This is a genomic window from Paenibacillus sp. PK1-4R, assembly GCF_030369595.1.
Classification (GTDB): domain Bacteria; phylum Bacillota; class Bacilli; order Paenibacillales; family Paenibacillaceae; genus Paenibacillus.
The window spans coordinates 3,240,336-3,262,820 of the sequence record NZ_CP126535.1 but is presented as its reverse complement, the minus strand read 5'-3'; the positions used below and the strand labels follow the sequence as shown (position 1 = coordinate 3,262,820).

Below are 22,485 nucleotides of genomic sequence, written 5' to 3'. Positions count from 1 at the left end.
CATGGGCTATACACGCAAACTCGCCATCCGCAACTATATCGTGGAAGGTTTCCTGATTCTGGCCTCTCTTATCGTTCTGTTGCCGCTTGTCATTCTGATCTTTGGTTCATTCAAAACCAGTGCTGAAGTACTTAGCTTCTCCTTGAGTTTTCCGGAAACATGGCAGTTCTCGAACTATGTTCGTGTCTTCCAGGAAGGCGGACTGTCGCGAGCGTTCTTCAACAGCATTTTGATTACTGGCGTATCTTCCATCATTAATATCGTTGCTTCTTCGGCAGCGGCATTCATTCTGGCACGTCGGGAAACCAAACTATCCGGCACGATCTACATGTATTTCTTCATGGGATTGATTGCGCCAATGTCGATTATTACGACCATACGTGTTGTACAGGGATTGGGATTCTACGGCAGCATCACAAGTGTTATCCTAATCTACGCCGCGTTAAATACAGCCTTCAGTGTATTCTTGTATAGTGGATTCATCAAAACCATTCCACGAGCACTGGACGAAGTGGCATTTCTGGAAGGAGCAAGTGTGTTCGGGGTGTTCTTCCGCATCGTCACACCGCTCATTCTGCCCGTTAACGCAACGGTAGCGATCATGGTGTTCATGTCCGTCTGGAATGACATCACGATTCCGGTATACTTCCTGACAGACAGTTCCACATGGACGATGCCACTGTCGATCTACAATTTCTACGGCAAATATAGCCGGGACTGGAACCTGATCTTTGCCAATCTCGTGCTCACTTCGTTGCCTGTATTCATTCTGTATCTATTTGGGCAAAAATATATTGTCAGCGGCCTCACAGCCGGTGCAGTTAAAGGCTAAACCTTATATTGTCACCGTTCTTGAGGGAATAGAATTGGAGTATTCATGACGTACTCAACCCCCACCATATCTGGTGGGGGTTGTTTATTTATAGCGAGAAAATGTATCTACACCTCTCTATTTTTGAAACAATTGTGGGTAAAGGGCTGCAACACCACCAGCAAGACCCTGTTGTACATTCCGACTGGTATCATCAGCAAGAATCTCGTAGAGATCCGCTTCGATGGAATCTATTGCAATTTTGGCAATATCCGTTGGGTTCGTTTTTGGTGCGTCGATACCTGCCGTCATATCCGTATCCATGAACGCTACGTGCAATCCGGCAACGCTAACGTTCTTAGGGGCTAACTCCAGACGTAATGCATTCGTAATTCCCCACTGAGCGGATTTTGCAGCTGAATATGCACCTGAGTTACCAAGGCTGAGCCAAGATAGAGCGGACAAGATATTCAGTATCGACCCTCCCCCATTCTTCTCTATCAACGGTGCAAACGCACGAATCATTGAAAGCGTCCCGAAAACATGTGTATTGAATTCCAAGTGAATATCGTTCAGCTCACCCGTGAGCAGAGAAGCACCCGTAGCGGAACCAGCATTATTGATTAGAAGGGTTACATCACTAGCTACCTCAGCTGCAGCCATGACAGATTGTGAATCAGTAATATCGAGTTGCAGTGGAATAACCCCCGGCAGATCAATGGATTCAGGGTTTCGTGCGCCAGCATACACTTTGGTTCCCCTCGCCAGCAGTTCAAGAGCAAGTTCCTTGCCCAACCCTCGATTAGCCCCACTTACTATAGCAACTTGTTTGGAAATATTCATTTATTATTACTCCCTCTCATTGAGAATGTATTCATTTTTTGAGCTGTTATGGGAATGATCATTCTCATAACTCCCAATAACAATCTATCACATCGGGAACGATCAGTAAAGAATAACTTTTATGTTTCATGTCTTTATAAAAAGAAGATGCCCGATAACCTTTGAAATAAGGCTCCGAGCATCTTTCTTTGGTCCTTCATTGAGAACGGATTTACATATGGATTATGATTTTATGTCATACAGATTCGCAGGTAACGCCTGCACAAATGGTGACCAGTCACTCACTGTATATAGATGAAGTCGGTGCATGGCTCGTGTGCAGGCCGTATACAGAAGCTTGCGATCATATTCCTGGCTGTAAGCAACGGGTGAAGCATCATAGACCAGGACAGCATCGAACTCAACGCCTTTGGCGAGATACACAGGAATAACCATGATTCCTTTTTCGAAAATCTGTGTATCCTTTGTTATGAGCTGTAACCCTTCGCCGCCTTGACTTTGCAACCTTTCATAGGCATCACGACTTTCAGCCGCGGTTTTCGTAATCACAGCGATGGAATCAAACCCCTCCGCCTTAAGCGCGGCGATGTCTGCGAGAATCTGTGTACCACGCAGATTTTCGTCCTTCAATTTTGTTAAAAGAGGCTTCTGATCTCCCCTTTCAAACGGTCTTATCTCTTCTCCCCCTGGTAACATCTGTCTCGTGAATTCAACAATCTCTTTGGTTGAACGATAACTGCGTACAAGGCGTATCAATGTAGTTTCGCCTTCTCCGTAAAGGTGAACCAGTGGCGAGTTGGATGCTGCCAAATCCGTAGCCTGCATAAAGATCGCTTGCCCGAAATCCCCCAGCACCGTCATGCGGGCACGAGGAAACAGCTTTTTAAGATATTCATATTGAAACGCCGAATAATCCTGGCCTTCATCGACAAAGACATAACGAATCTCTGTGTTCGTCCGGACGCCTTCGATCATCTCTTTTACATATAAATACGGAGTAGCATCCTCATGGAACAGCTTGTTCTGAAGGATCATGGCCTTGGTCTGTTTACAAATCTCAGGCCAGTGCTGTGGGGGGATTGCCCCATTCGTTTGTTCTCGATAAGCGGCTTCATCTACAAATAGTTGTTCGTAAATGCCTTTCACATCCACGAACTGGAATTTCCGCACACTCTTTCTTAAAGGCTTAAACATGTCTTTCACCAGTTTCTGACGAAGCAACTCCTCTTCCTGCACTCCAAAGTTAAAGGCACCCTCATCTTGCACTGCACTGTTATTCCCGTTATCTCGTGCTGCGTATTTTTCCGCCACATCAAACACAGGCTTTTCTTTGTGCAGCATGCGGAAAGCTTCCACGTACTCTTCTGTGTCCAGATAATTCAACTCCTCCAGAACCCAGTCTGCTTCCCGTTCCAGACGTTCCAGCGAAACAAGTTCTCTCAGCAACCATTCCTGCAAAAGAAGTATACGGTTGGACAAGGTAAGATTTTGATCCAAACTGTAAAATTGGGTCTTGATTCGGTCCGCAGTGATGAATTCACGTCCCCGAAATTGAATGCCGTTGAACCGCATGCCCTCCCGCCCCAGCCACGTGCCGTAGTAGTGTAGCACTTGCAGGAATGTCTCGGAAGCTTTGTACTTGATCGCCTCCAGACGAGCTTCATAACCCGGATCTTCTTGGGCTGTCAGCACATATTCAATCTGATCAAAGGCATCCTCTGGTCGTAAGGAGGAATCTAGCCAATAATTCAGATATTCCTGAAAAGTGGTCTGCTGCATGTTCTCTTCGCCAAGTTCCGGGAGTACGGTGGAAGTATAACTGGTAAACATCGGATTCGGCGAGAAAAGCACAATCTGATCTGCTTTGACAGTCTGGCGGTGTTTGTATAGTAAGTAGGCGACTCGCTGTAACGCAGCGGACGTCTTGCCACTGCCAGCTGCCCCTTGAACGATAAGCATTCGGCTTCGGTCATCACGGATAATGGCGTTTTGTTCCTTCTGGATCGTTGCTACAATGCTCTTCATTTGTGAGTCTGCACCCTTGGCGAGCACTTGCTGCAACAATTCGTCACCAATCGTCTCAGTTGAATCAAACATGCTATGAAGCTGCCCATGTTGAATCTGGAATTGACGTTTGAGCTCCATCTTCCCGTCGATTCGTCCTGAAGGTGTGTCATAACTTGCTGGCCCGGGAGAGTGATCATAGTACAGACTCGCAATTGGCGTACGCCAGTCATAGATCAGAAAGTTCAATCCATCTTCATCCATGAAGGATGATACGCCGATGTAGATCTGTTCAGTCAATGTCATGCCTTTTTCCTTATAGTCGAAACGGCCAAAATACGGCGTTGGAAGCAGTCTCTTTGTATTTTTCCATTGTTGTGTTAACAGCTTGTGTCCGCGCTCCCTCTCGGCCAACACTCTGGACTGCTGATTAATGGTATAAAATGCATCTTCAAAATCCGTGTACGAACCCGTATTAATCGTCACTTCTTCCCAGAACCGTTTACGAATTTCGGCAGCCTGTTCATGCAGTCCGGCAACCTTCGGTTCCAACTCGTCGAGTCTTGCCTGAAGCTTGTTCCTCACCTGTACTAATCTTTCCTCTTCCAACTTCCAATCGTTTGTTTTATCCATGAATAAGTCCACTCCCTTTTCCATTTATTAGGACCAAAAAAAGAGCATTGACAAATCGGAATGTCGGATGTAAAATTAAATTAGGAGAAATAATGATTCACCCTTTATATTCAATAGAAATGTCAATTGCGCTATAGATTATATCATGGCTTTTTTTCACGTTCAATGCTTTTTTCTGTTCTGTCTGAGTTGAAAAATAATTTATATTAAATAGATGTCCCTCGAGCTACACTGGGGGCATCTTTTTTTGTGTCCTGGGCATGGTTCATACCTTGAATGCGCTGTAAGCTATACACCCTTTTATAAATTCGATAAAATGAACGAAACATGAAACATGAGTTGATGCTTTTGGGAGGGATACATAAATATGAATATAGAACCTGTGGAGGACCGGTGTCCTGTTGAGTTTGCAGTCAATATGATTGGTGGGAAATGGAAGCTATTAATTATAAATCGGCTCATCCGCCATTCAACAATTCGATTCAATGAATTACAGAAAATGCTTGACCCCATTACGCATCGCACGTTAACCAGGCAATTACGAGAACTTGAAGAAGCTGGTTTGATAAACCGTGTTACCCACCCTGTAGTTCCGCCTAAAGTCGAATATTCCCTTACAGAAAAAGGACAAAGCCTGACTTCGATCTTGTTTCAGCTAGGTGATTGGGGATCGAAACATATGTAAAACGCCTTCCCATAGTATCCTAAGGGATACTCTATATCATTAATGTGCGTACTTACGCTCCTATTCTAAATTCGTTATGCTGAGGTCATTGCTGAGTGTTAACTCATTCATTCCAATCACATATTGAAAGGAAGTTATTGACCACTATGACACAGAATGATCGATTTTTAGTATATGGGGCATCGGGCTCCCAAGGCGGCGCTGTCGCTCAATTACTCGTTCAACACGGTTGTGAGGTTCGCACGATTACTCGAAATGAGGCAACAGCCAAAACACTAAAGGAACAAAACATTGAAGCTTTCATCGGGGATCTATCAGATGTGGAACAGCTCCATACCGCACATGAAGGTGTAAGTAAAGTATTCCTAAACCTGCCGGTGGAGTTCAATCCGGATAAGATCAGACAATATACTAAAAATGCAATTGATGCTGCTATACAGGCAAACGTTAAATTGATTGTAGTTAACACGGGTACCTATGTTCCTGACCCTATCACCCATTCCAAAGGAATTGAATTGAAACGTGAAGTTATCCATGAATTGCAGCAAAGTGGTCTTCCATATATCATTGTGGAACCCATTGTATACTTGGAAAACTTCCTGATTCCCGGAATACTGAACAATGGCGTTTTGTCCTACCCGGTACCAGCAGACAAGCCGATCTCCTGGATTAGCTTAAACGATGCAGCTCAATTCCACTATTATGCCTTGACTCATTCGGAATTGGCAGGAAGCATTATCCCTGCACCCGGATTAGAAGCCCTGACAGGTGCACAATTAGCGGAACAATTCAGTGCTGTATTAGGTGAAAAGATCAGCTTCATGTCTCTACCTTTTGATCATTTTGAAGCAGCGATTCAGCCTTTGTTGGGAAGTGAGACAGCAGCAGGACTTAAAGGATTGTACCAATGGATTGATGGGCATACAGATCTTCTTCCACGGTATGAAGAGTTGGAGGATAACATCAAAGCCAATCTTAAATTAACCAAAATAAGCGATTGGATTCATCAAACAATGATTAAATAATATTTTTCATTTAAAATCCCTCTCGCCTACTATTCATGAACAAGCCATTTGAATCTCCACCGGAGAAACGAGTGGCTTGTTCTTTTTATATGAGAACTTCAATGGACTCAACTGATTCAGATTCAGAGATTATGATAGGAATAGGCAAAAGTTTGATAGAAATGTGGTACAGGTTGTTACATTTGTTATGACATAATAATGTGTAAATAGATCACCATACAGGTGGCAATAATAAACATTAGAAAGGATTTGAACATAACATGGAATATACGAAACTTGGTAACACAGGCTTGGACGTATCTCGATTTTGCCTGGGATGTATGGGATTTGGGGATGCCAGTAAATGGGTTCATGAATGGGTACTGAATGAAGAAAATTCTCGCCCTGTGATCAAAAAAGCGTTGGATCTAGGCATTAATTTCTTTGATACAGCGAATATATATTCTCTGGGTACAAGCGAGGAGTATCTTGGTCGGGCGTTAAAAGATTACGCAAATCGGGATGAGGTTGTCATTGCAACCAAAGTGCACGGACAAATGCATCAAGGACCCAACGGTTCCGGGCTTTCCAGAAAAGCCATCCTGAGTGAGATTGATAAAAGCCTTAAACGATTGGAAACCGATTATGTGGATCTCTATATCATTCATCGTTGGGACTACAATACGCCTATTGAAGAAACCATGGAAGCCTTACATGATGTGGTGAAGTCCGGGAAAGTGAGATATATTGGCGCTTCAGCCATGTTTGCATGGCAGTTCCAAAAAGCATTACATGTAGCAGAGAAACATGGTTGGACCAAGTTTGTCTCCATGCAAAACCACTTGAACCTCATCTACCGTGAAGAGGAACGTGAAATGTTGCCTTTATGCAAGGAAGAAAAGATTGGTGTAACTCCCTACAGTCCTCTTGCTTCAGGCAGATTAACCCGTGACTGGTCCGTATCAACACTCCGATCCGAGACAGACAAAATTCAGAAATCCAAGTACAATGCGACCAGTGATGCAGATCGACTTGTTGTTGAACGAGTTGCATCCATTGCAGAAAAATACGGTGTCCCTCGCACACACATTGCACTTGCGTGGTTGCTACAAAAAGACACTGTAGCGGCTCCAATTATCGGTGCCACCAAAATATCGCATTTGGAAAATGCGGTAGGCGCTCTTTCCGTTAATCTGACCTCAGAAGATGTTACGTTCCTTGAAGAGCCCTATGTACCTCACCCTGTTGTAGGTGCTCAATAATCGCTTTTGCTTAAAATATAGAAGACCTCATCTTTCCGTATCCGGAAGTTGGGGTCTTCTTTTTATCGCGATTTATTTACGCCAAAATGTTGAACATTCTGCCTTATCCGCTATATTGAACTCAATCATTCTCTCAAGTAACTCAAAATCAATCTCCTGTTTCCACTTCATCCGTATCAATTCTTTGGTATGATCGTAACCCGCCTGCGTGATCTCTTCCGAAAAACGATTAATTCCTGCTTTCTCGGGAGCAACAGCCAAATGTTGCTTGGATACACTAAAACCAATGATGAAGGTCTCATGGTCGGTAAACATCGGTTGGTTCCAGGCTATTTTTTGTTTTAAATTCGGGAATTTTTCAGTGACCCAGTTCAAGACTTCTTCCGTTCGTGCCTGGTGTTCCGGGTTATCGATGCGTGCTATAAATTCTGCAAAGGTCTCCATTGGTTCCCCCTATATCATGAAATATACTATTTAATTTGCCCCATTCAAACTCATTCTATCATGAATATCAAATTCAAAAACCCTTATCTGCCCGATAACTCAACAAAAAATGAGCAGCCTGCTAGACTTTAAATGTTTTCCTTTATCCAAGAACGCAACTTATTCGCATAGAAAGCGCGTTCATCTGGATCGGACTGAGAACCATTTGACAGATACAGTTGATCATTCACGTATCTAGGGTAAACATGCTGATGGTAATGCCACACGTCTTGATTGCCAGCAGGTTCATTATGTTGCCGTGTCGAAATCCCATCACATCCATATGTACTTTTCATTGCAAATGCTGTAAGCTGAGCCGCGCAGTGAATTTCAACAGCGTAATCCGCAGGGAGTTCAAAGATGTTCTCGAAATGTTGATTCGGAATAATAAGAACATGTCCTTTATTGTTTGGCCACCATTTGCCTGCTATAAATGCCGTTACCTTTTCATTCTGATAGATGATATCCCTTTGTTTAGTTCCCTGATCAGGTCGCTCGATACCCCAAATACGACAAAATGGACATTCATACCCTTCGGGCTGATGTGAAAATAATACTGTCATCTTTCTCCTTACACTCCTTTCATATTTTTCCAACTAGTTATTAGACGCAGGTATCTTCTGTTCGTTGCGACAAGAGCGCGGGTAGTAGAACGAATCAGCAATTAACAAACTGATAAGCAAAAAGCAGCTGACCTTGGCGGTAGCTGCTTTCTTCTATCTTTAACTATCAATATTACACACTTAGATTGTGCTGTTATCAATAACAAAGCGATATTTCACGTCGGAAGCCAATACACGTTTGTATGCTTCGTCAATCTGATCGGCGGAGATGACCTCAATGTTAGGTGCAATATCATGTTCTGCACAGAAATCGAGCATTTCCTGCGTCTCACGAATGCCACCAATCATGGATCCTGCGAATGAACGGCGATGACCAATAAGAGAAAATACGTTAACAGCTAAAGGCTCTGCAGGAGCACCCACGTTCACGAGTGTACCATCCAGCGTGAGCAGGGAGAAATAAGCGTTAATATCAATATTCGCACTTACTGTGTTAATCATCAGATCAAATGTGCCTGCAAGTTTCTCGAATGTTTCCGGTTCACTTGTGGCAAAGTAGTGATCTGCACCAAATTGCAGTCCATCTTCTTTTTTGCTCAAGGATTGGGAGAGGACCGTTACTTCCGCGCCCATCGCATGTGCAATTTTGACAGCCATATGACCAAGACCACCCATACCTACAACGGCAACCTTCTTACCTGGGCCAGCTCCCCAGTGATGAAGTGGTGAATACGTCGTAATACCGGCACACAGCAAAGGTGCAGCAGCATCAAGTGCAATGTTATCAGGGATGCGAACGACGAAATCCTCTACGACAACAATATGAGTTGAATATCCACCTTGCGTAGGCTCACCGTATTTGTCTACTCCAGCGTAAGTTTGAATATTTCCTTTGAGACAGTATTGCTCTTCACCTTTGCGACAGTTAACACATTCACCACAAGAGTCCACCATACATCCGACCCCTACTCGGTCACCAACCTTATATTTGGAGACTCCGGTTCCTACATCGGTTACAATCCCGGCAATCTCGTGTCCAGGAACGAGTGGATAATTCACAGGACCCCATTCACCGTGGGCAGTATGGATGTCAGAATGGCAGATACCGGCATATTTAATCTCAATTAATACATCATTGGTATCCAGATCACGTCGTTTAATTTCAGCACTTCTGAATTGTTGGTCTGGTCCGTCAACGGCTCTAGCTTTAGCTATAATCAATGGGATAACCTCCTAGTAATTTAAAGTTCAAAGTTATCTTACCCCCTCTAGTTAACTCTAGGTCAAATGTTTATCTTATTTTTTTATCTCCAACCTACTTTGACATCCAGTTATCCAACATGTTAGAATTCACTCGGATCAATCCTAGAGTTAACTCGAGGTCTACCCCAAGTAGAAAGGAATTCATTCTAAATGCCCTATTCAATCGGTGAAGTTGCCAAAAAATTAGACCTTACGGTATATACATTGCGTTACTATGATAAGGAAGGACTCATGCCTTTTGTAGAACGTACTACGAGCGGAACACGGTTGTTCAAAGATTCAGACATCGACTTTTTAAAGATCATTCAATGTCTGAAGCTGACCGGGATGCCTATTAAAGACATTAAGGACTTCATTGTATGGTGCTCTGAAGGGGACTCCACACTGAAGCAAAGATATGACATGTTTACGGAGCGAAAAGCTATTGTGGAAGCACAAATGGAGGAACTAAGAAAAACCATGGAAGTCATCGAGCACAAACGCTCCTACTATGAAACAGCTTTGGAGGCTGGGACCGAAGAGATTCATAAAATTAAACCGATAGAAAATGCCATCACCAATTGATGGTTTAAGCTTTCTCTTTTCTAAAATTAGCGTCAAAAAAAGTAGCTTGAAGTCCTCTAACGGATTTCAAGCTACTTTTATGGGTACGTCTCTGCTCATCATTTCTCCAAAAGTTTCATCGATACATCGATAATCCGGTTTAATTTTTCCTTATCGGTCGAGGTTCTCGCCATGGCTCTGATGCCAACGGAAATATTGTGCAGGTACTCTGCCATTTCCTTCGCATCATGATCAGAGGAGAATTCTCCCTCCCGCTGTCCCCATTGAATAATCTGCTCGAACATTCGCTCAGCTTCGCTAAAAGATTCAAGAGATCGGATGTCCACGTCCGGATCACGTGTGCCTAACTCTACCGCCGAGTTCACGATCAAGCAACCCGATGGTGTATCCTCTGCTTCACTGATCATAACATCGAAAATTTTATGCAGTGCTTCCACTGCCGTCTTGGATGCCTTGATTTCTGCAAGTAATGTGGTGCTGACCTTACCGCTGTAACGATCCATTGCCTGCAAGAACAGCGAATGTTTGTCGTCAAATGTATCATATATACTTCTGCGATGAATTCCCATATGCTCAACCAGGTCACTCATCGACGTTTTCTCGTAACCTTGTTCCCAGAAGATCTTCATTGCTTTATCCAACACTTCGTTCACTTCAAACTCTTTACTTCTAGCCATTCGACTTCCCTCCTAAAATCAATCTAACACATCGGGAACGATCAGTAAATAAAAGATGCAGATACCTCTTTTCATTCTCATCTGATCATGTATTAGCTGATCCGTAAGTGTATATCTTCTGTACTTGTTGTATATCATGACCTGTGTACTTGTGAATATGTAACCAACAATCAGCATGTCTTATCCATTCACATCAAATGTTTGCCTATTCCTATCCGTTTTCTACCGCCCAGGGTCTATATACGATAGAATGTAACTTATTATGTTGTGTCGAAAAAGGAGAACTACGTATGTCTGATCAAATACACGAACAACAAAACGAATTAGCCACACTCATTGACCGTTTGTCTGACAAGGACGGGGTGCACCCTACGGCTATCCCCTCATTATTTCTAATCCGTGAATCGGTCGTTACTGAACCTATATTTAGAGTTAATGAACCATCCTTTTGCATTATCGTTCAGGGTGAAAAAGAGGTCCTGCTGGGACAGGATCGTTTCCGGTATGGTCCAGGAAGTTATATCGTGGCAACCGTTGACTTGCCGGTTAGTGGACAAGTGATTCAAGCCTCGTCTGAGGCTCCCTATCTGGCGCTGAAACTTGAATTCACATCCAGTGAGATTCTGGAAGTATTGAACCATTCTGATTTCCCAGCAAGACCGCGGAAAACGACGAGACGTGCGATGTTTGTCAGCCAAGCCGAGCCATCTCTGCTGGATGCAGTCATCAGGTTAGCCCGTTTGTTGGAAGATCATTCGGAAGATATTCCACTACTCGCTCCTTTGTTCAAAAAGGAAATTCTCTATAAAGTTCTGAAGGGCCCACATGGGATTGCCCTGGAACAAGCTACCATGGAGGGCAGCCATACCTATCGAATCAGAGACGTTATTGAATATATTATGAATCACTCTGATAAAAATTTTCGGGTCGAGGATCTGGCGGATTTGGCGAATATGAGTACTGCTTCGCTGCACAGACACTTTAAAGAAGTGACTGCCATGAGCCCGATTCAGTTTCAAAAACAACTGAGGCTGCAAGAAGCTCGCCGCTTGTTATTATCCAAATCCACCGATGCAGCAGATGTAGCATTTCAGGTAGGTTACGAGAGTCCTTCCCAATTCAGTCGTGAATATTCTCGTATGTTCGGATATCCGCCCAGAGAAGATATTAAACGCTTGAGAGGCAGAGCCGATGAAACGACTACCATCTCTTGACTGGTTACTGGTTAGTATCGTTCCTTCATCTTGCTTGGGTTAACCGCAGAAAGGACTCCTTCTGTTTTGTCAGAGGAGTCCTTTCTTATTCATGTATTAATGAAGATCATTAATCGTTAAATTATCAATAATTAAAAACCAGTCGTATATTGTTTTGGAACTTCCGTTGTCTTGCGCAAAGCAGTCGCAGCTTCCAAGGCCCAGTAAGGATTTCTTAACAGACCTCTGCCAACTGCAACGAGATCAGCTTCTTCATTGCCGATGACTGCATTTGCCAACGTAGGATCATCGAGTCTTCCAACAGCAATCACAGGCACATCAAGAGCCTCTTTGATTGCTTTAGCGAGAGGTACTTGATAAGCCGCGTGAGTTCCTGGTCTGCCCCATGCAGCAATAGGTCCCTCGCCACCAGATGAGATGTCAAATACGTCAACGCCTGCCTGTTTATATGCTTTGGCAAACTCGGAACTTTCGTTAATGCCATAACCACCTTCTACATATTCTTTGGCTGAAATACGCATCATCAAGGGCATATCCTCGGGCATCTCTGCCTTCGCAGCCTGAATAATCTCCCGGCCGAATAAAGTTAAATCTTGACCATATTCATCTTCTCGCTTGTTTGTTAGTGGAGAATGGAATTGATGAATTAAGTAACCATGTGCACCATGAATCTCAATTGTATCAAAGCCCGCTTTTACAGCACGAGCTACAGCACTCCGGAATTTTTCAACCATTCCTTTAACTTCATCCGTTGTGAGCGCTCTAGGTTGCTTGGAATTCTCATCAAAGGCGATCGCGGATGGAGCAACTGGAACTTCGGCATCTTCTGCTTTGCGGCCCGCATGAGCAATCTGAATACCGACCTTGGCACCATAACTGTGACACGCATCGACGATCCGCTTCAGAGCTGGGATCTGTTCATCCGACCACAGTCCAAGATCATAATCTGAGATCCGGCCATCCGGTTCCACATCTGTCATTTCAATGATAATGAGACCTGTTCCTCCCACGGCACGACTAACGTAGTGCATATAATGCCAATCTGTTGCAATACCATCTTTTTGCTCAACTGAATATTGGCACATTGGAGCCATTACGACACGGTTTTTAAGCTCTAGGCTTTTAAAAGAATATGGACTAAACAAATCTGTCATCAAAATAAAACTCCCCTTTTCATGAATCACGTATAATAAAAATGCATGCGCAAGCATCGAATCAATGCCTACAATTAATAACTCCGTATGATTTAGAACTCACATTTAACTTTTACTTCATCACATAAAGACATTCAAATCCATGCTTTCGCAAAATACGGACAGCCTTTTTGGATTGAAGCATACCAGGTGACATTATAATTACGTTATCTTCTCGAAGAAGGTATTTTTCCCATGTGAAAGCAAGCCGTCCCAATGAGATGTTAATCGTATCCGGAGTAGGATTAGCCATATAATCCGTCGCATCTCGAATATCAATCACTTTATACTGCCGAAAATCACGCTCATGTCTGAGAAATACTTCATAATCTATATATTCAAGATTGCGCAATGGCCAAATTTGACGTACAACGATGAAGATACCTAATATGAAGGTCAAAAGCATCAACATAATCATTGTAAAGCCCTCTCTTAACTCTTCTCATATCGTCGAAAATTTTGTTTTGCATCAAAGCCTAATCAATGCCTCAGATATTGTATCCTCACCAGCGATTAGATCAAATGAACGCTTGTAGGTATTCTTCTCACTCAAACTGGCCAAAATCACATGAGCTACATCTTCACGAGCAATGTTACCGGTTGTGATATTCTCGGCAGCAGAAATTTTACCTGTTCCTGGTTCATTCATTAGAATCCCTGGACGTATAATGGTATATGTTAATCCACTGATCTCTAACAATTTATCAGCATAGTGCTTCGCTGCATAATATGGAAGGGTGTTATCATGCCAGTTCTCACGATTATTGGCTTGGATCGCACTCACCATAATAAATCGATCAATACCCGCTTTTTGAGCCGCTTCAATAGTTTTCCCGGCACCATCCAGATCAATGAGGAGTGTTTTATCATATCCCGTTGTACCACCAGAGCCAGCTGCAAATACAATTGCGTCACAACCCGTTGCAGCAGCTACAAGTGAGTCAACCTTACCTTCCAAGTTGGCAAGCACCGTTTCCACACCCTGTGCTGCAAATGAATCTACCTGTTCTTGTTTTCGTACCATGGCAAGAACGGTGTGTTCTTCACTATTCTTCAAAAGATGAATAAGCTGTTGACCAATCTGTCCATTTGATCCAACGACGAATACCTTCATGTTCAAATACCCCCTTTATACATGAATCACCGCATCCACATTAAATTCATGCGCATGCATTTAATTTAATGGATATTTTAATGAGTGTCAAGTCTTCTTATAGGGTAAATGATTACATTACCCTATATTCACCCTAGCCTTAGAACAATTCTTTAGTGAGGTTCTCTAATCGAGTCTCAAATCCATCCTGTTCCAATTCAGTTTGCAAGACCTGATTAAACGTTTGAAGTGCTTTCTTGTATTTATTCTCTCCAAGCTCCGTAATACGAGTGTAAATGCCACGCCGGTCATCTTCACATGCATGTCTTTCCAGAGCCCCACAGTCTTTGGCTTCCATCCTAACGACGAGCCTGGAAGTAGCACTTTGGCTCAACCCCACTAGTTCTTGAAGTTGCTGTAGGCGTAATTCCTTACCCTCCGCATTATATATGAAGTTTAACACATAAAATTCCTTCAAAGATAAGTCATATTGTTGAAGCAGAGCTTGTTCCAGCTTCTCGTTCAGATGGGTATGAATGTTAGAGAAAGCCAACCAAACATTCAAACGTTCACTCTTTTGCTGCAATCTGGATCACCCCACTTGATATTTAATGTTCATCAGCTGTTATCCTATTGTATCAAGCTTAATTACATTGGTCAAAATCCATCCAAGATCGACGTATATAACATTCTAATCTCATAAGAAGAGCATTTCCCCATCTTGTAACGATTTTTGGAAATGCTCCAGTATTACCATTTATGCAGTAATCTTACTTCGCGGTAAGCAGGCTATCGGAAATAAATTGCAGCTGACCTTCCAACGTTAATGGATCGTTGTATGAGTCTGAGGTCGGGTCAAGCTGGAACACATGATTTGCCTTCACCGCAGGCAAGTTCTTCCATAATGTATTGTCATATACAATCTTGGGATCAGTTTTATCTCCCGACCACGGGCTGGTAAAGATGATATCACCTGCATACTCCGGTAATAGTTCCATGGAGATTGAAGCCCATCCAGTTCCGCTGTCAATCGCTTCAGCTTGGGCCTTGGCTGGTGCCTTGAGACCAAACTCCCCGTAAATAATTTCACCGCCTCGACCATAGTTATGACCGAATACAAATAATCCTTTGGCGTATGGATTCAGTATGGAAACGGTGCGATCGCCTACAGCTTCCTGGACCTTGGGCTTCAGTTCGTTGATCTTCGCTTCCCATTTAGCATTCCAAGCTTTAGCTGCGTCTTCTCTATTGGTGAGCTTGCCCATTTCAAGCATCAGATCCTTGAAATTGCGCTTACCATATGCAATCTGTACGACAGGCGCAATCTGCTCCAGCTTGTCGATGCCCTCTGTTCCAGTGTACACGATAAATAAGTCCGGTTTTAAACTGATTAGTTTCTCTGGTGTAGGCTCTTGACCCAGATCACTGGTGCCCGCTGCTACAAGTTGATCCTTGATATATTTGTTGTTCATCGCTCCTGATAAAGCGCCGACTACTGGTGCATCCAGGGCAACAAAGTACCCTGTCGAAAATGATGTCAAATCAATAATGCGCTTAGGATTCTTCGGTACCTGTACTTCTCCTGCATCCGATTGATATGTAACAAGTTCCTCTTCGGCAGTTGCCGCTTTATCAGCTGAAGAAGCTGAATCCGAGTTCGTCTTGGTTTCTGTCTCCGCAGCTGCATTCGCGCTATCACCGGTTGTACTATTGGTCGTCGCAGACTGACCACATGCACTAAGTACAATCAGGAAGATGAGTGCCATCATGATCCATATTGATTTTATCTGTTTACACAAAATAAACCCACCTTTTCGTTGATATTGATAATCGTTATCAACGATATCATGCTATGCAGGATTTGACAAGCTATGTTTATTTCCCTCTCTCTATGAACTCTAACTTGCAAGTCACCAAGTTAAACAGCTATCATCAATAGAGTAGACAAGTCATTTTTATTAAAAAGAGAGATCATTGGAAAGCCAATGAAACGTATTCAAGGAGGACAACATGGAAGAGATTATATTGTGGTTAAAGTATTTATTTTTAGGTATTGTTCAAGGTGCAACGGAGCCGATTCCCGTCTCCTCAAGCGGTCATCTGATCATCGCCCAGAAACTGATGGGCATCAAGCAGAATGGATTGTCATTTGAGATTTTAACAAACACAGCATCACTTATCGCTATTATTTTTATTTTCCGGGAAGATATCAAAAAATTGATTATTGGTGCATTAGGTTACCTGCGTACTCGTAAAGAAGAATATCGAGCAGACTTCATGTTTTGCTTATACATAATTATTGGTACGATCCCTGCTGCTGTCGTTGCGGTCCTGTTCAAGGACCGGATTGAAGAAATATTCTCGTCCGTATATACCGTTTCCATCGCGCTATTAATCACCGGGGTTGCCTTGTGGCTTATTCGTAATCTTCGTGGTCGCAAGCAAGATGGTGATCTGTCTACGAAAGATGCATTGTTGGTAGGACTGGCTCAGGCGGTCGCTCTTATTCCGGGCATAAGCCGCTCAGGGGCAACTGTAATTGCGTCCATCGCTGTCGGCATGAAACAGGAAACCGCTTTGAAGTTCTCCTTTATGCTGTACATTCCCATAAGTATTGGTGGACTCATTATGGGTGTATCCGACATTGCCAATGATCCGAATCGATCACAACTCGCTATCCCTTATCTGATCGCATTCATCACGACACTTTTTGTCACCTATTTCTCCATGAGATGGTTTATGGGCATTATGGCCAAAGGCAACCTGAAATACTTTTCGTATTACTGTTTTGCCGCAGGAACATTGTTGCTGATTTTCTTATAAAAAAAGTCCACACACCAAAAGGAACAACCAGAGATGGTTGTTCCTTTTGTTATATAGTGGCAGAGCCTTAATGACCTGTAGCAAGAGCTACACCGTCAGGCGCGTAGCCTTGGTACTTCTGTTAACCAGCTCCGTAGCCGCGAACATGACACTGAACAGAATCAGCAGAATCAGGGGTACCATTGACATTCCCCATTCGCTTGCAATGAGCCCCATACCTAACGGGATGAGTGTTGAACCTGTGTAGGCACTGGCCATTTCGAGTCCTATTACACTTGGGGATGCCTTCTCGCCGAAGCGTTCCGGTGTCGCATGAACAATACTCGGATAGATCGGTGCTCCTCCCAATCCCACGATAAATAAAGCCCCAGCGGCAATCCAGTAAGGAATGGGCATAACCAGGATAACCAATCCGAAGCATCCAATGATTCCACCATACCTGATGAGATTTTTGCTGGATACATGAGTCGAAAGAAAACCTGAGATTATGCGTCCCAAGATAATGCCAATGAAAAATAGAGAGGATAGTGCTGCGGCAGTACCTGGAGAAACTCCTTTGCTAACAATGAAGAAAGAAGCCATCCACAGACCGGCAGCAGTTTCGGAACCGTTGTAACAGAGCATCGCAAGCATCGACATTTTCACGCCGGGGATACGTATGGCCTCACGGTTGCTTACGCGTTTCTTCTCATCGCCTGACCCCTCTACTCTTCCCTTCTCAAAAATCTTCCATAGAGACAATGTTGATAATAAGATCACCACGATCCCAAGCAAAATCAATCCCACAGTAACGTATCCTGCACGCCAGTTGTTTGCTTGATTCAGCCAATATGCCATAACGAGTGGGCCTGTCACTGCGCCAATTCCCCAGAAACAATGCAACCAGTTCATATGCTTGGCCTTGAAATGCAAGGCTACATAATTACTTAGTGCCGCATCCACCGAACCTGCACCTAAGCCGAGAGGGACCGCCAGAATCAGTAAAAACACAAAATTCTCAGAGAATGAGAATCCCAACAGCGCGATCGTTGTTGAGAGGATACTGAATAATGTGACTTTACCCGTTCCGAACCGGTGTAACAATCGGCTGGCGGACAGACTGGACACTACTGTACTAAATGAAATGATTAGCGATATGTAACCAGCCATTTCTGTTGTCGCATGTATATCGTTTTTCATAACGGACCAGGCACTGCCAAGTAAAGCATCAGGTAATCCCAGCCCTATAAATGCGAGATAAATAATGATTAACAATAACGTGACCATCTGGGTGTCTCTCCTCAGTTTGTTTAATTTCTGATTCGCTTTGAACCACCCATATAATAATATTGATATTTTTATCTGTAATCTTCCTATATTTTGACTCGTTATATCAGTATTCTGATATATTTTTGTTATCCTACATCACTGGTTCAAAATAGGAATTTCTCCAAGCAAATTCTTCAAGTTAATGGCATCCCACGGCATATGCTCAGTTATCCCTAATCCCACCACATCTGTTTCTTTAGACAGTTCTTTGATCAGATGAAGCAAGTGAGGTAATTGCATGGTTCCCGCCGGTGAAAACACATAAGGTTCCCCTGGTTTGGCGAATAACAATGAACGGAACATGTTGGGATCAAGCACATCCAGATCAAGGTGAATTGCCAGATGTTTGAACCCAGTCTCTTTAATCCACTTCTTAATCGAATCCATGCCATGGGTTAATTCTTCAGTTCCAGCCGTTCGGATACCCAATCTTTGAATTACTTCGGTTTCCTGTTCCGTAGGGGTTGTCAACCCGGCCATGAAGACATGTTCAGGCTTCAAGGGGACACTCACATGTTTGGCAAACTCCGGATCGCCTTCCCCAAGAAGGTTCCCAAGCGGTAAAGTATGACCGTTGTCATAGCCCTCGTATCTAACCAAATCACCATGTGCATCAATCCATATCAAACCAAGTTCTCCGCCATATCGTTCATTTAAATAAGCAAACGGGGCTTGTTCAACCAAACAGTCACCGCCAAACATGACAATGCGATCCGGCTGGTGAGCTTGAATAATATGCTGGGCAGCCTGCAATTGCTGAAGTAGCTGTGTTCTGCCTTTTATCCCGTTCTCGCTTACCAGAGATGTTCCATCATAAGCCTCAACAGGAACATGAATGAGAGGTTGATCATTGTCAGGTGCAAGCCATGCAAGCAGCTCCGCTCCAAAAGAGTAGTTAGGATTATCTCCACCTTGCCATTGTGGCATAAGTAAACGTATTGTTTTTTGAGTCATCGTAAATCCCCTTTACTTCAAAGTAAGGTTAGTATAAACTGAGCCCAAACAAATAAATAGTACGGTCTTTTAGGATAGGTACTACCCGGAAGGATAGTGTGAATGATGAGTATGGCTGAATACCACGGTAAAGTTAAAAATATTCAAGATACCCCTTTTGGATACACGTTGTCCGTTATTGGTGGCAAATGGAAAATGGTGATTATGTATCTTCTGGCTGATAACCAGCCTGTCCGCTTCAATGAACTTAAAAGACAGATCGGCGCCATCACGTATAAAACGCTGAGTTCACAGCTCAAAGAATTGGAAGCAGATGGTATGGTGGAGCGGAAAGAATATCCCCAAGTCCCTCCTAAAGTCGAGTACCGTCTGACAGCCAAAGCTGAAACGTTATTGCCCGTTTTGGAAGGACTATGCGAATGGGGTGTCCAACACCAAGAACCTTCGATCAATAATAGCGCAACGGATTAAACGCTTTTGTCTGTATTTTCAGATGAGATAATTGGAGTAAATGCAGTATGTTAAAATGCAAAAAGTCGCCAATCGGCGACTTTTTTACTTTTATCTTGTGTTCCTCTGTCCGTTCAGGAAATAAAAGCTGTAATTCGTAGAATTATACTTTTTCGTGTACCAGATCTTTCTGGTAGGCCAACACTCTGTCCCAATTGCCACTGAAAACAGGAATTCGGTAATACCCTACACGCTCATACAGCGCTGCAGCTTCTGGCTGCAAGGGCCCTGTTTGCAGTTTCAGATTGGTATAACCAAGTTCGTTCGCAAGACGCTCTGCCTCGGCCAATATCGCCTGGGCAATCCCCTTACGGCGGTAACCACTGCGTGTATACATGCGTTTAACTTCTACAGATGTATCATCAAGGGGTCTAAGTGCTCCGCAACCGACCGGATACCCGTCGATCCTGGCAACGATAAAAGCCGCACGTGGCACCTCAACGTCTGACAGTTGAAATCCCGCCGTTCCATCACCGCCATATAACAAACCGAGTTCTTCACTCAGTTCCTTGATCAATAACAGCGAATCTTCGCTCCGAATATCTTCAGCTGCTGCATGCACGATATGTGTCATCCCACATACCCCCTTTATCTTATTGGACTTATTGGTTTAAATGATATATCTAAATTATCATTCCCAACAGCAAGCGTCAATTCCCCAATTCATTGAATATTTCTATAAGTACACCCTATAAATACCCGAACGTATCTTATTGCCGTCTTTATTCGTTTACATAAGAAATATAACAAGCAACGATGTATATGAATTTCAACTCTCGGAGGTCTGATATTATGGAAATTTCAAAGGGAATAACGATGCTTCAGCTTGATTTTGAGGGGAATTTGATTCACCCTGTTCTAATATGGGATGAAGAAACGGCCGTGTTAATTGATACCGGATTCCCTGGACAATATGACGATTTGCGTATCGCACTCGAAAAGATTGGTGTGCCGATCAGCCGACTCAAAGCAGTGATATTGACGCATCAGGATGTGGACCATATCGGGTGTCTTCCCGAGATTTTGCAGGAGTGTTACTCACAAGTCAAGATATATGCGCATGAGCTGGATAAGCCATATATTGAGGGACAGCTCCCTCTTCTGAAAGACAGTCAGCTTGAGCATCCTCCAAAGGGCAAAGTAGATGAAACTCTAATTGATGGTCAGGAACTGCCGTTTTGCGGCGGAATTCACGTGATTCATACACCTGGTCATACGCCAGGTCATATCAGTCTATATTTGATGGGCAGCAAAACGCTCATCGCCGGAGATTCAATGTATAGTGTAGACGGCAGGCTTGGAGGCATTCATGAACCTACTACGCTGGATATCGAAACGGCTCGTTGCTCCTTGAAAAAGTATATGGAACTCGACATTTCATCTGTGATTTGTTACCACGGTGGACGAAGTCATGTGAATGTAAATGAACAGATCTCAGAACTTACTCAAGGGTTATAAATAGTAAATTTGCTGATCCGCGAATGGTTACCGTCTAAACCCAGAAACCATTCTTAGCATAGTCTTCCTATTGTTTGGCATACTGCAAAATGGCTGTAGCCGCACGAATTCGAAGCTCTTCTTCTTCACTGTGTAACGCTTCTCTCAGCACCTGGAGAGCTGTTTGAATCGTGGCTTCATCTACCCCTGTTGAGAGAGAGTTGGTTGCTTCGGCTGTTATACTGACTGCAAGACCTCGATCCAGCTGTGCTTGTGATATGGGATACTCAAACTTCGCAAGGATGGCTGAATCATTTTGCAGTGCCTGCACTTTGTCATTCAGCTCAGCGAGAGGAATACGACCCAACCATGTAATTCCCCGACGGTGACAGATCAAGTCGTTTTCTGTGCCAGCGGAATCGTCGTAATAATAATCCCCGATATCCCCAACATACGTCCATTCATCATCGCTAATTAATACATAATCTCCATCCTGCATGAGGTTAGCAAACATATGTAGTGTCGCGTGTGTGCTCGCCAATTCTGCTTCATCCAAGCTATAGTGTTGAACTAACTGTTCCTTCCATAACTCCGGGGGCGTTTGCTCCAGATCCCCTGTACCTGACCAAGCAATACCAATATAATTGTCTTCCAGAAATGATGCTACTCTGTTGACTCCGTGTACGGTGGACTGGATGTGATACAGATTCATGCGTACCGCCTTCCTTTCAATCATTCGTATGAACATAGTTAATCATTGTAACATTAGTGGGGTCTATTTCAAACGTAATGATCTCTTTCGCATTTGGCGGGTTATGTGGACCGTAGAACGTACTGATTTCCAGAACCGTTCGAAAATTATAACCACCTTGTGTGCACCTTTTAAGTTCCAATACGTGGATATCATATAGCCCGTAGCTAGGTACCGGCATATGATTTTCCTGATAATAGTTGGTAATCTCACAGGCAATTTACCATACTCATCCACCTTTTTACTTTCTATTATCCCGAGCGAATGCAAAAGCATACAAAATATGATTACGATCTATTATTTATCCTTAGCTGAGTTGGAAGGTTATTCTGTCATCGGAGTGGCAAGTGTAAATACTCGTTAATTCAACTTATGAAGCATACACCTTTGGATATAGCCTCAGGCTATAA

General features: G+C 43.4%; 25 protein-coding genes. 9 read left to right on the top strand and 16 right to left on the bottom strand.

Annotated features, from left to right (window positions below):
* Position 1: 1 nt before the first annotated feature.
* Positions 2-832 carry a carbohydrate ABC transporter permease gene (locus QNO02_RS14270; protein WP_017688542.1) on the top strand — a complete coding sequence of 277 codons (831 nt, stop codon included), beginning with the start codon at positions 2-4 and terminating at the stop codon, positions 830-832.
* A gap of 117 nt (positions 833-949) precedes the next feature.
* Here QNO02_RS14270 and QNO02_RS14265 read toward each other — a convergent pair whose 3' ends face one another.
* On the bottom strand, positions 950-1,654 hold the full coding sequence (locus QNO02_RS14265) for an SDR family oxidoreductase (RefSeq protein WP_289392503.1): 705 nt from the start codon (positions 1,652-1,654) through the stop codon (positions 950-952).
* A 222-nt stretch (positions 1,655-1,876) separates the two neighbouring features.
* On the bottom strand, positions 1,877-4,291 hold the full coding sequence (gene helD, locus QNO02_RS14260) for an RNA polymerase recycling motor HelD (RefSeq protein WP_289392502.1): 2,415 nt from the start codon (positions 4,289-4,291) through the stop codon (positions 1,877-1,879).
* 367 nt (positions 4,292-4,658) lie between these two features.
* On the opposite strand from helD, the gene QNO02_RS14255 reads away from it, so the two are divergent.
* The 3 genes from QNO02_RS14255 to QNO02_RS14245 all read left to right on the top strand — a co-directional run bounded on the left by QNO02_RS14255 (position 4,659) and on the right by QNO02_RS14245 (position 7,242).
* Positions 4,659-4,976, top strand: a complete 318-nt coding sequence (locus tag QNO02_RS14255; protein WP_017688544.1) for a winged helix-turn-helix transcriptional regulator — start codon at positions 4,659-4,661, stop codon at positions 4,974-4,976.
* Positions 4,977-5,122: 146 nt separating this feature from the next.
* Positions 5,123-6,001 (top strand): SDR family oxidoreductase, encoded by an 879-nt coding sequence (locus QNO02_RS14250; protein WP_133384728.1) that lies wholly within the window; start codon positions 5,123-5,125, stop codon positions 5,999-6,001.
* Between the two features lie 260 nt (positions 6,002-6,261).
* Positions 6,262-7,242 (top strand): aldo/keto reductase, encoded by a 981-nt coding sequence (locus QNO02_RS14245; RefSeq protein ID WP_249910731.1) that lies wholly within the window; start codon positions 6,262-6,264, stop codon positions 7,240-7,242.
* Between the two features lie 72 nt (positions 7,243-7,314).
* Here the strand turns inward: QNO02_RS14245 and QNO02_RS14240 are convergent, their stop codons facing one another.
* From QNO02_RS14240 to QNO02_RS14230, 3 genes are all read right to left on the bottom strand, one after another.
* Positions 7,315-7,686, bottom strand: coding sequence for an iron chaperone (locus QNO02_RS14240; RefSeq protein ID WP_133384726.1), 372 nt, complete (start codon positions 7,684-7,686; stop codon positions 7,315-7,317).
* A gap of 128 nt (positions 7,687-7,814) precedes the next feature.
* A complete protein-coding gene (locus tag QNO02_RS14235; RefSeq protein ID WP_249910732.1) occupies positions 7,815-8,288 on the bottom strand; it encodes an HIT family protein in 474 nt (157 codons plus the stop codon).
* A gap of 180 nt (positions 8,289-8,468) precedes the next feature.
* A complete protein-coding gene (locus QNO02_RS14230; protein WP_249910733.1) occupies positions 8,469-9,509 on the bottom strand; it encodes an NAD(P)-dependent alcohol dehydrogenase in 1,041 nt (346 codons plus the stop codon).
* A 192-nt stretch (positions 9,510-9,701) separates the two neighbouring features.
* Here QNO02_RS14230 and QNO02_RS14225 point away from each other — a divergent pair, with 192 nt between their 5' ends.
* Positions 9,702-10,115 (top strand): MerR family transcriptional regulator, encoded by a 414-nt coding sequence (locus tag QNO02_RS14225; protein ID WP_091030638.1) that lies wholly within the window; start codon positions 9,702-9,704, stop codon positions 10,113-10,115.
* Between the two features lie 98 nt (positions 10,116-10,213).
* Here QNO02_RS14225 and QNO02_RS14220 read toward each other — a convergent pair whose 3' ends face one another.
* Positions 10,214-10,792, bottom strand: coding sequence for a TetR/AcrR family transcriptional regulator (locus QNO02_RS14220; RefSeq protein ID WP_091030641.1), 579 nt, complete (start codon positions 10,790-10,792; stop codon positions 10,214-10,216).
* 290 nt (positions 10,793-11,082) lie between these two features.
* On the opposite strand from QNO02_RS14220, the gene QNO02_RS14215 reads away from it, so the two are divergent.
* Positions 11,083-12,006, top strand: coding sequence for an AraC family transcriptional regulator (locus QNO02_RS14215; RefSeq protein WP_091030644.1), 924 nt, complete (start codon positions 11,083-11,085; stop codon positions 12,004-12,006).
* Between the two features lie 131 nt (positions 12,007-12,137).
* Here the strand turns inward: QNO02_RS14215 and QNO02_RS14210 are convergent, their stop codons facing one another.
* From QNO02_RS14210 to QNO02_RS14190, 5 genes are all read right to left on the bottom strand, one after another.
* Entirely contained in the window at positions 12,138-13,160 is a 1,023-nt protein-coding gene (locus tag QNO02_RS14210; protein WP_249910734.1) for an NADH:flavin oxidoreductase/NADH oxidase, read from the bottom strand.
* A gap of 112 nt (positions 13,161-13,272) precedes the next feature.
* Positions 13,273-13,617, bottom strand: coding sequence for a rhodanese-like domain-containing protein (locus QNO02_RS14205; protein ID WP_091030648.1), 345 nt, complete (start codon positions 13,615-13,617; stop codon positions 13,273-13,275).
* Between the two features lie 51 nt (positions 13,618-13,668).
* Positions 13,669-14,313, bottom strand: a complete 645-nt coding sequence (locus QNO02_RS14200) for an SDR family oxidoreductase (RefSeq protein WP_091030651.1) — start codon at positions 14,311-14,313, stop codon at positions 13,669-13,671.
* A gap of 139 nt (positions 14,314-14,452) precedes the next feature.
* Positions 14,453-14,878 (bottom strand): MarR family winged helix-turn-helix transcriptional regulator, encoded by a 426-nt coding sequence (locus QNO02_RS14195; RefSeq protein ID WP_017688556.1) that lies wholly within the window; start codon positions 14,876-14,878, stop codon positions 14,453-14,455.
* A 184-nt stretch (positions 14,879-15,062) separates the two neighbouring features.
* Positions 15,063-16,091, bottom strand: a complete 1,029-nt coding sequence (locus tag QNO02_RS14190; protein ID WP_289392498.1) for an ABC transporter substrate-binding protein — start codon at positions 16,089-16,091, stop codon at positions 15,063-15,065.
* Between the two features lie 211 nt (positions 16,092-16,302).
* Between QNO02_RS14190 and QNO02_RS14185 the strand changes: the two genes are divergently transcribed.
* Positions 16,303-17,115, top strand: coding sequence for an undecaprenyl-diphosphate phosphatase (locus tag QNO02_RS14185; protein WP_036608062.1), 813 nt, complete (start codon positions 16,303-16,305; stop codon positions 17,113-17,115).
* Positions 17,116-17,202: 87 nt separating this feature from the next.
* Here QNO02_RS14185 and QNO02_RS14180 read toward each other — a convergent pair whose 3' ends face one another.
* On the bottom strand, positions 17,203-18,381 hold the full coding sequence (locus tag QNO02_RS14180; RefSeq protein ID WP_289392496.1) for an MFS transporter: 1,179 nt from the start codon (positions 18,379-18,381) through the stop codon (positions 17,203-17,205).
* A gap of 138 nt (positions 18,382-18,519) precedes the next feature.
* Positions 18,520-19,377 carry an arginase family protein gene (locus tag QNO02_RS14175; RefSeq protein ID WP_289392495.1) on the bottom strand — a complete coding sequence of 286 codons (858 nt, stop codon included), beginning with the start codon at positions 19,375-19,377 and terminating at the stop codon, positions 18,520-18,522.
* A 105-nt stretch (positions 19,378-19,482) separates the two neighbouring features.
* On the opposite strand from QNO02_RS14175, the gene QNO02_RS14170 reads away from it, so the two are divergent.
* Positions 19,483-19,848 (top strand): winged helix-turn-helix transcriptional regulator, encoded by a 366-nt coding sequence (locus QNO02_RS14170; RefSeq protein WP_026081085.1) that lies wholly within the window; start codon positions 19,483-19,485, stop codon positions 19,846-19,848.
* 142 nt (positions 19,849-19,990) lie between these two features.
* Here QNO02_RS14170 and QNO02_RS14165 read toward each other — a convergent pair whose 3' ends face one another.
* Positions 19,991-20,461: a GNAT family N-acetyltransferase gene (locus tag QNO02_RS14165; protein ID WP_074095010.1), complete on the bottom strand. Its 471-nt coding sequence runs from the start codon at positions 20,459-20,461 to the stop codon at positions 19,991-19,993.
* A gap of 218 nt (positions 20,462-20,679) precedes the next feature.
* Between QNO02_RS14165 and QNO02_RS14160 the strand changes: the two genes are divergently transcribed.
* Entirely contained in the window at positions 20,680-21,345 is a 666-nt protein-coding gene (locus QNO02_RS14160) for an MBL fold metallo-hydrolase (RefSeq protein ID WP_091030660.1), read from the top strand.
* Positions 21,346-21,412: 67 nt separating this feature from the next.
* On the opposite strand, the gene QNO02_RS14155 is transcribed toward QNO02_RS14160, so the two are convergent.
* The gene (locus tag QNO02_RS14155; RefSeq protein WP_091030664.1) at positions 21,413-22,036 is read right to left on the bottom strand and encodes a DUF8426 domain-containing protein; all 624 of its coding nucleotides are present in this window, start codon (positions 22,034-22,036) and stop codon (positions 21,413-21,415) included.
* A 16-nt stretch (positions 22,037-22,052) separates the two neighbouring features.
* A complete protein-coding gene (locus QNO02_RS30290; RefSeq protein WP_353959122.1) occupies positions 22,053-22,283 on the bottom strand; it encodes a DUF3888 domain-containing protein in 231 nt (76 codons plus the stop codon).
* Positions 22,284-22,485: the final 202 nt, after the last annotated feature.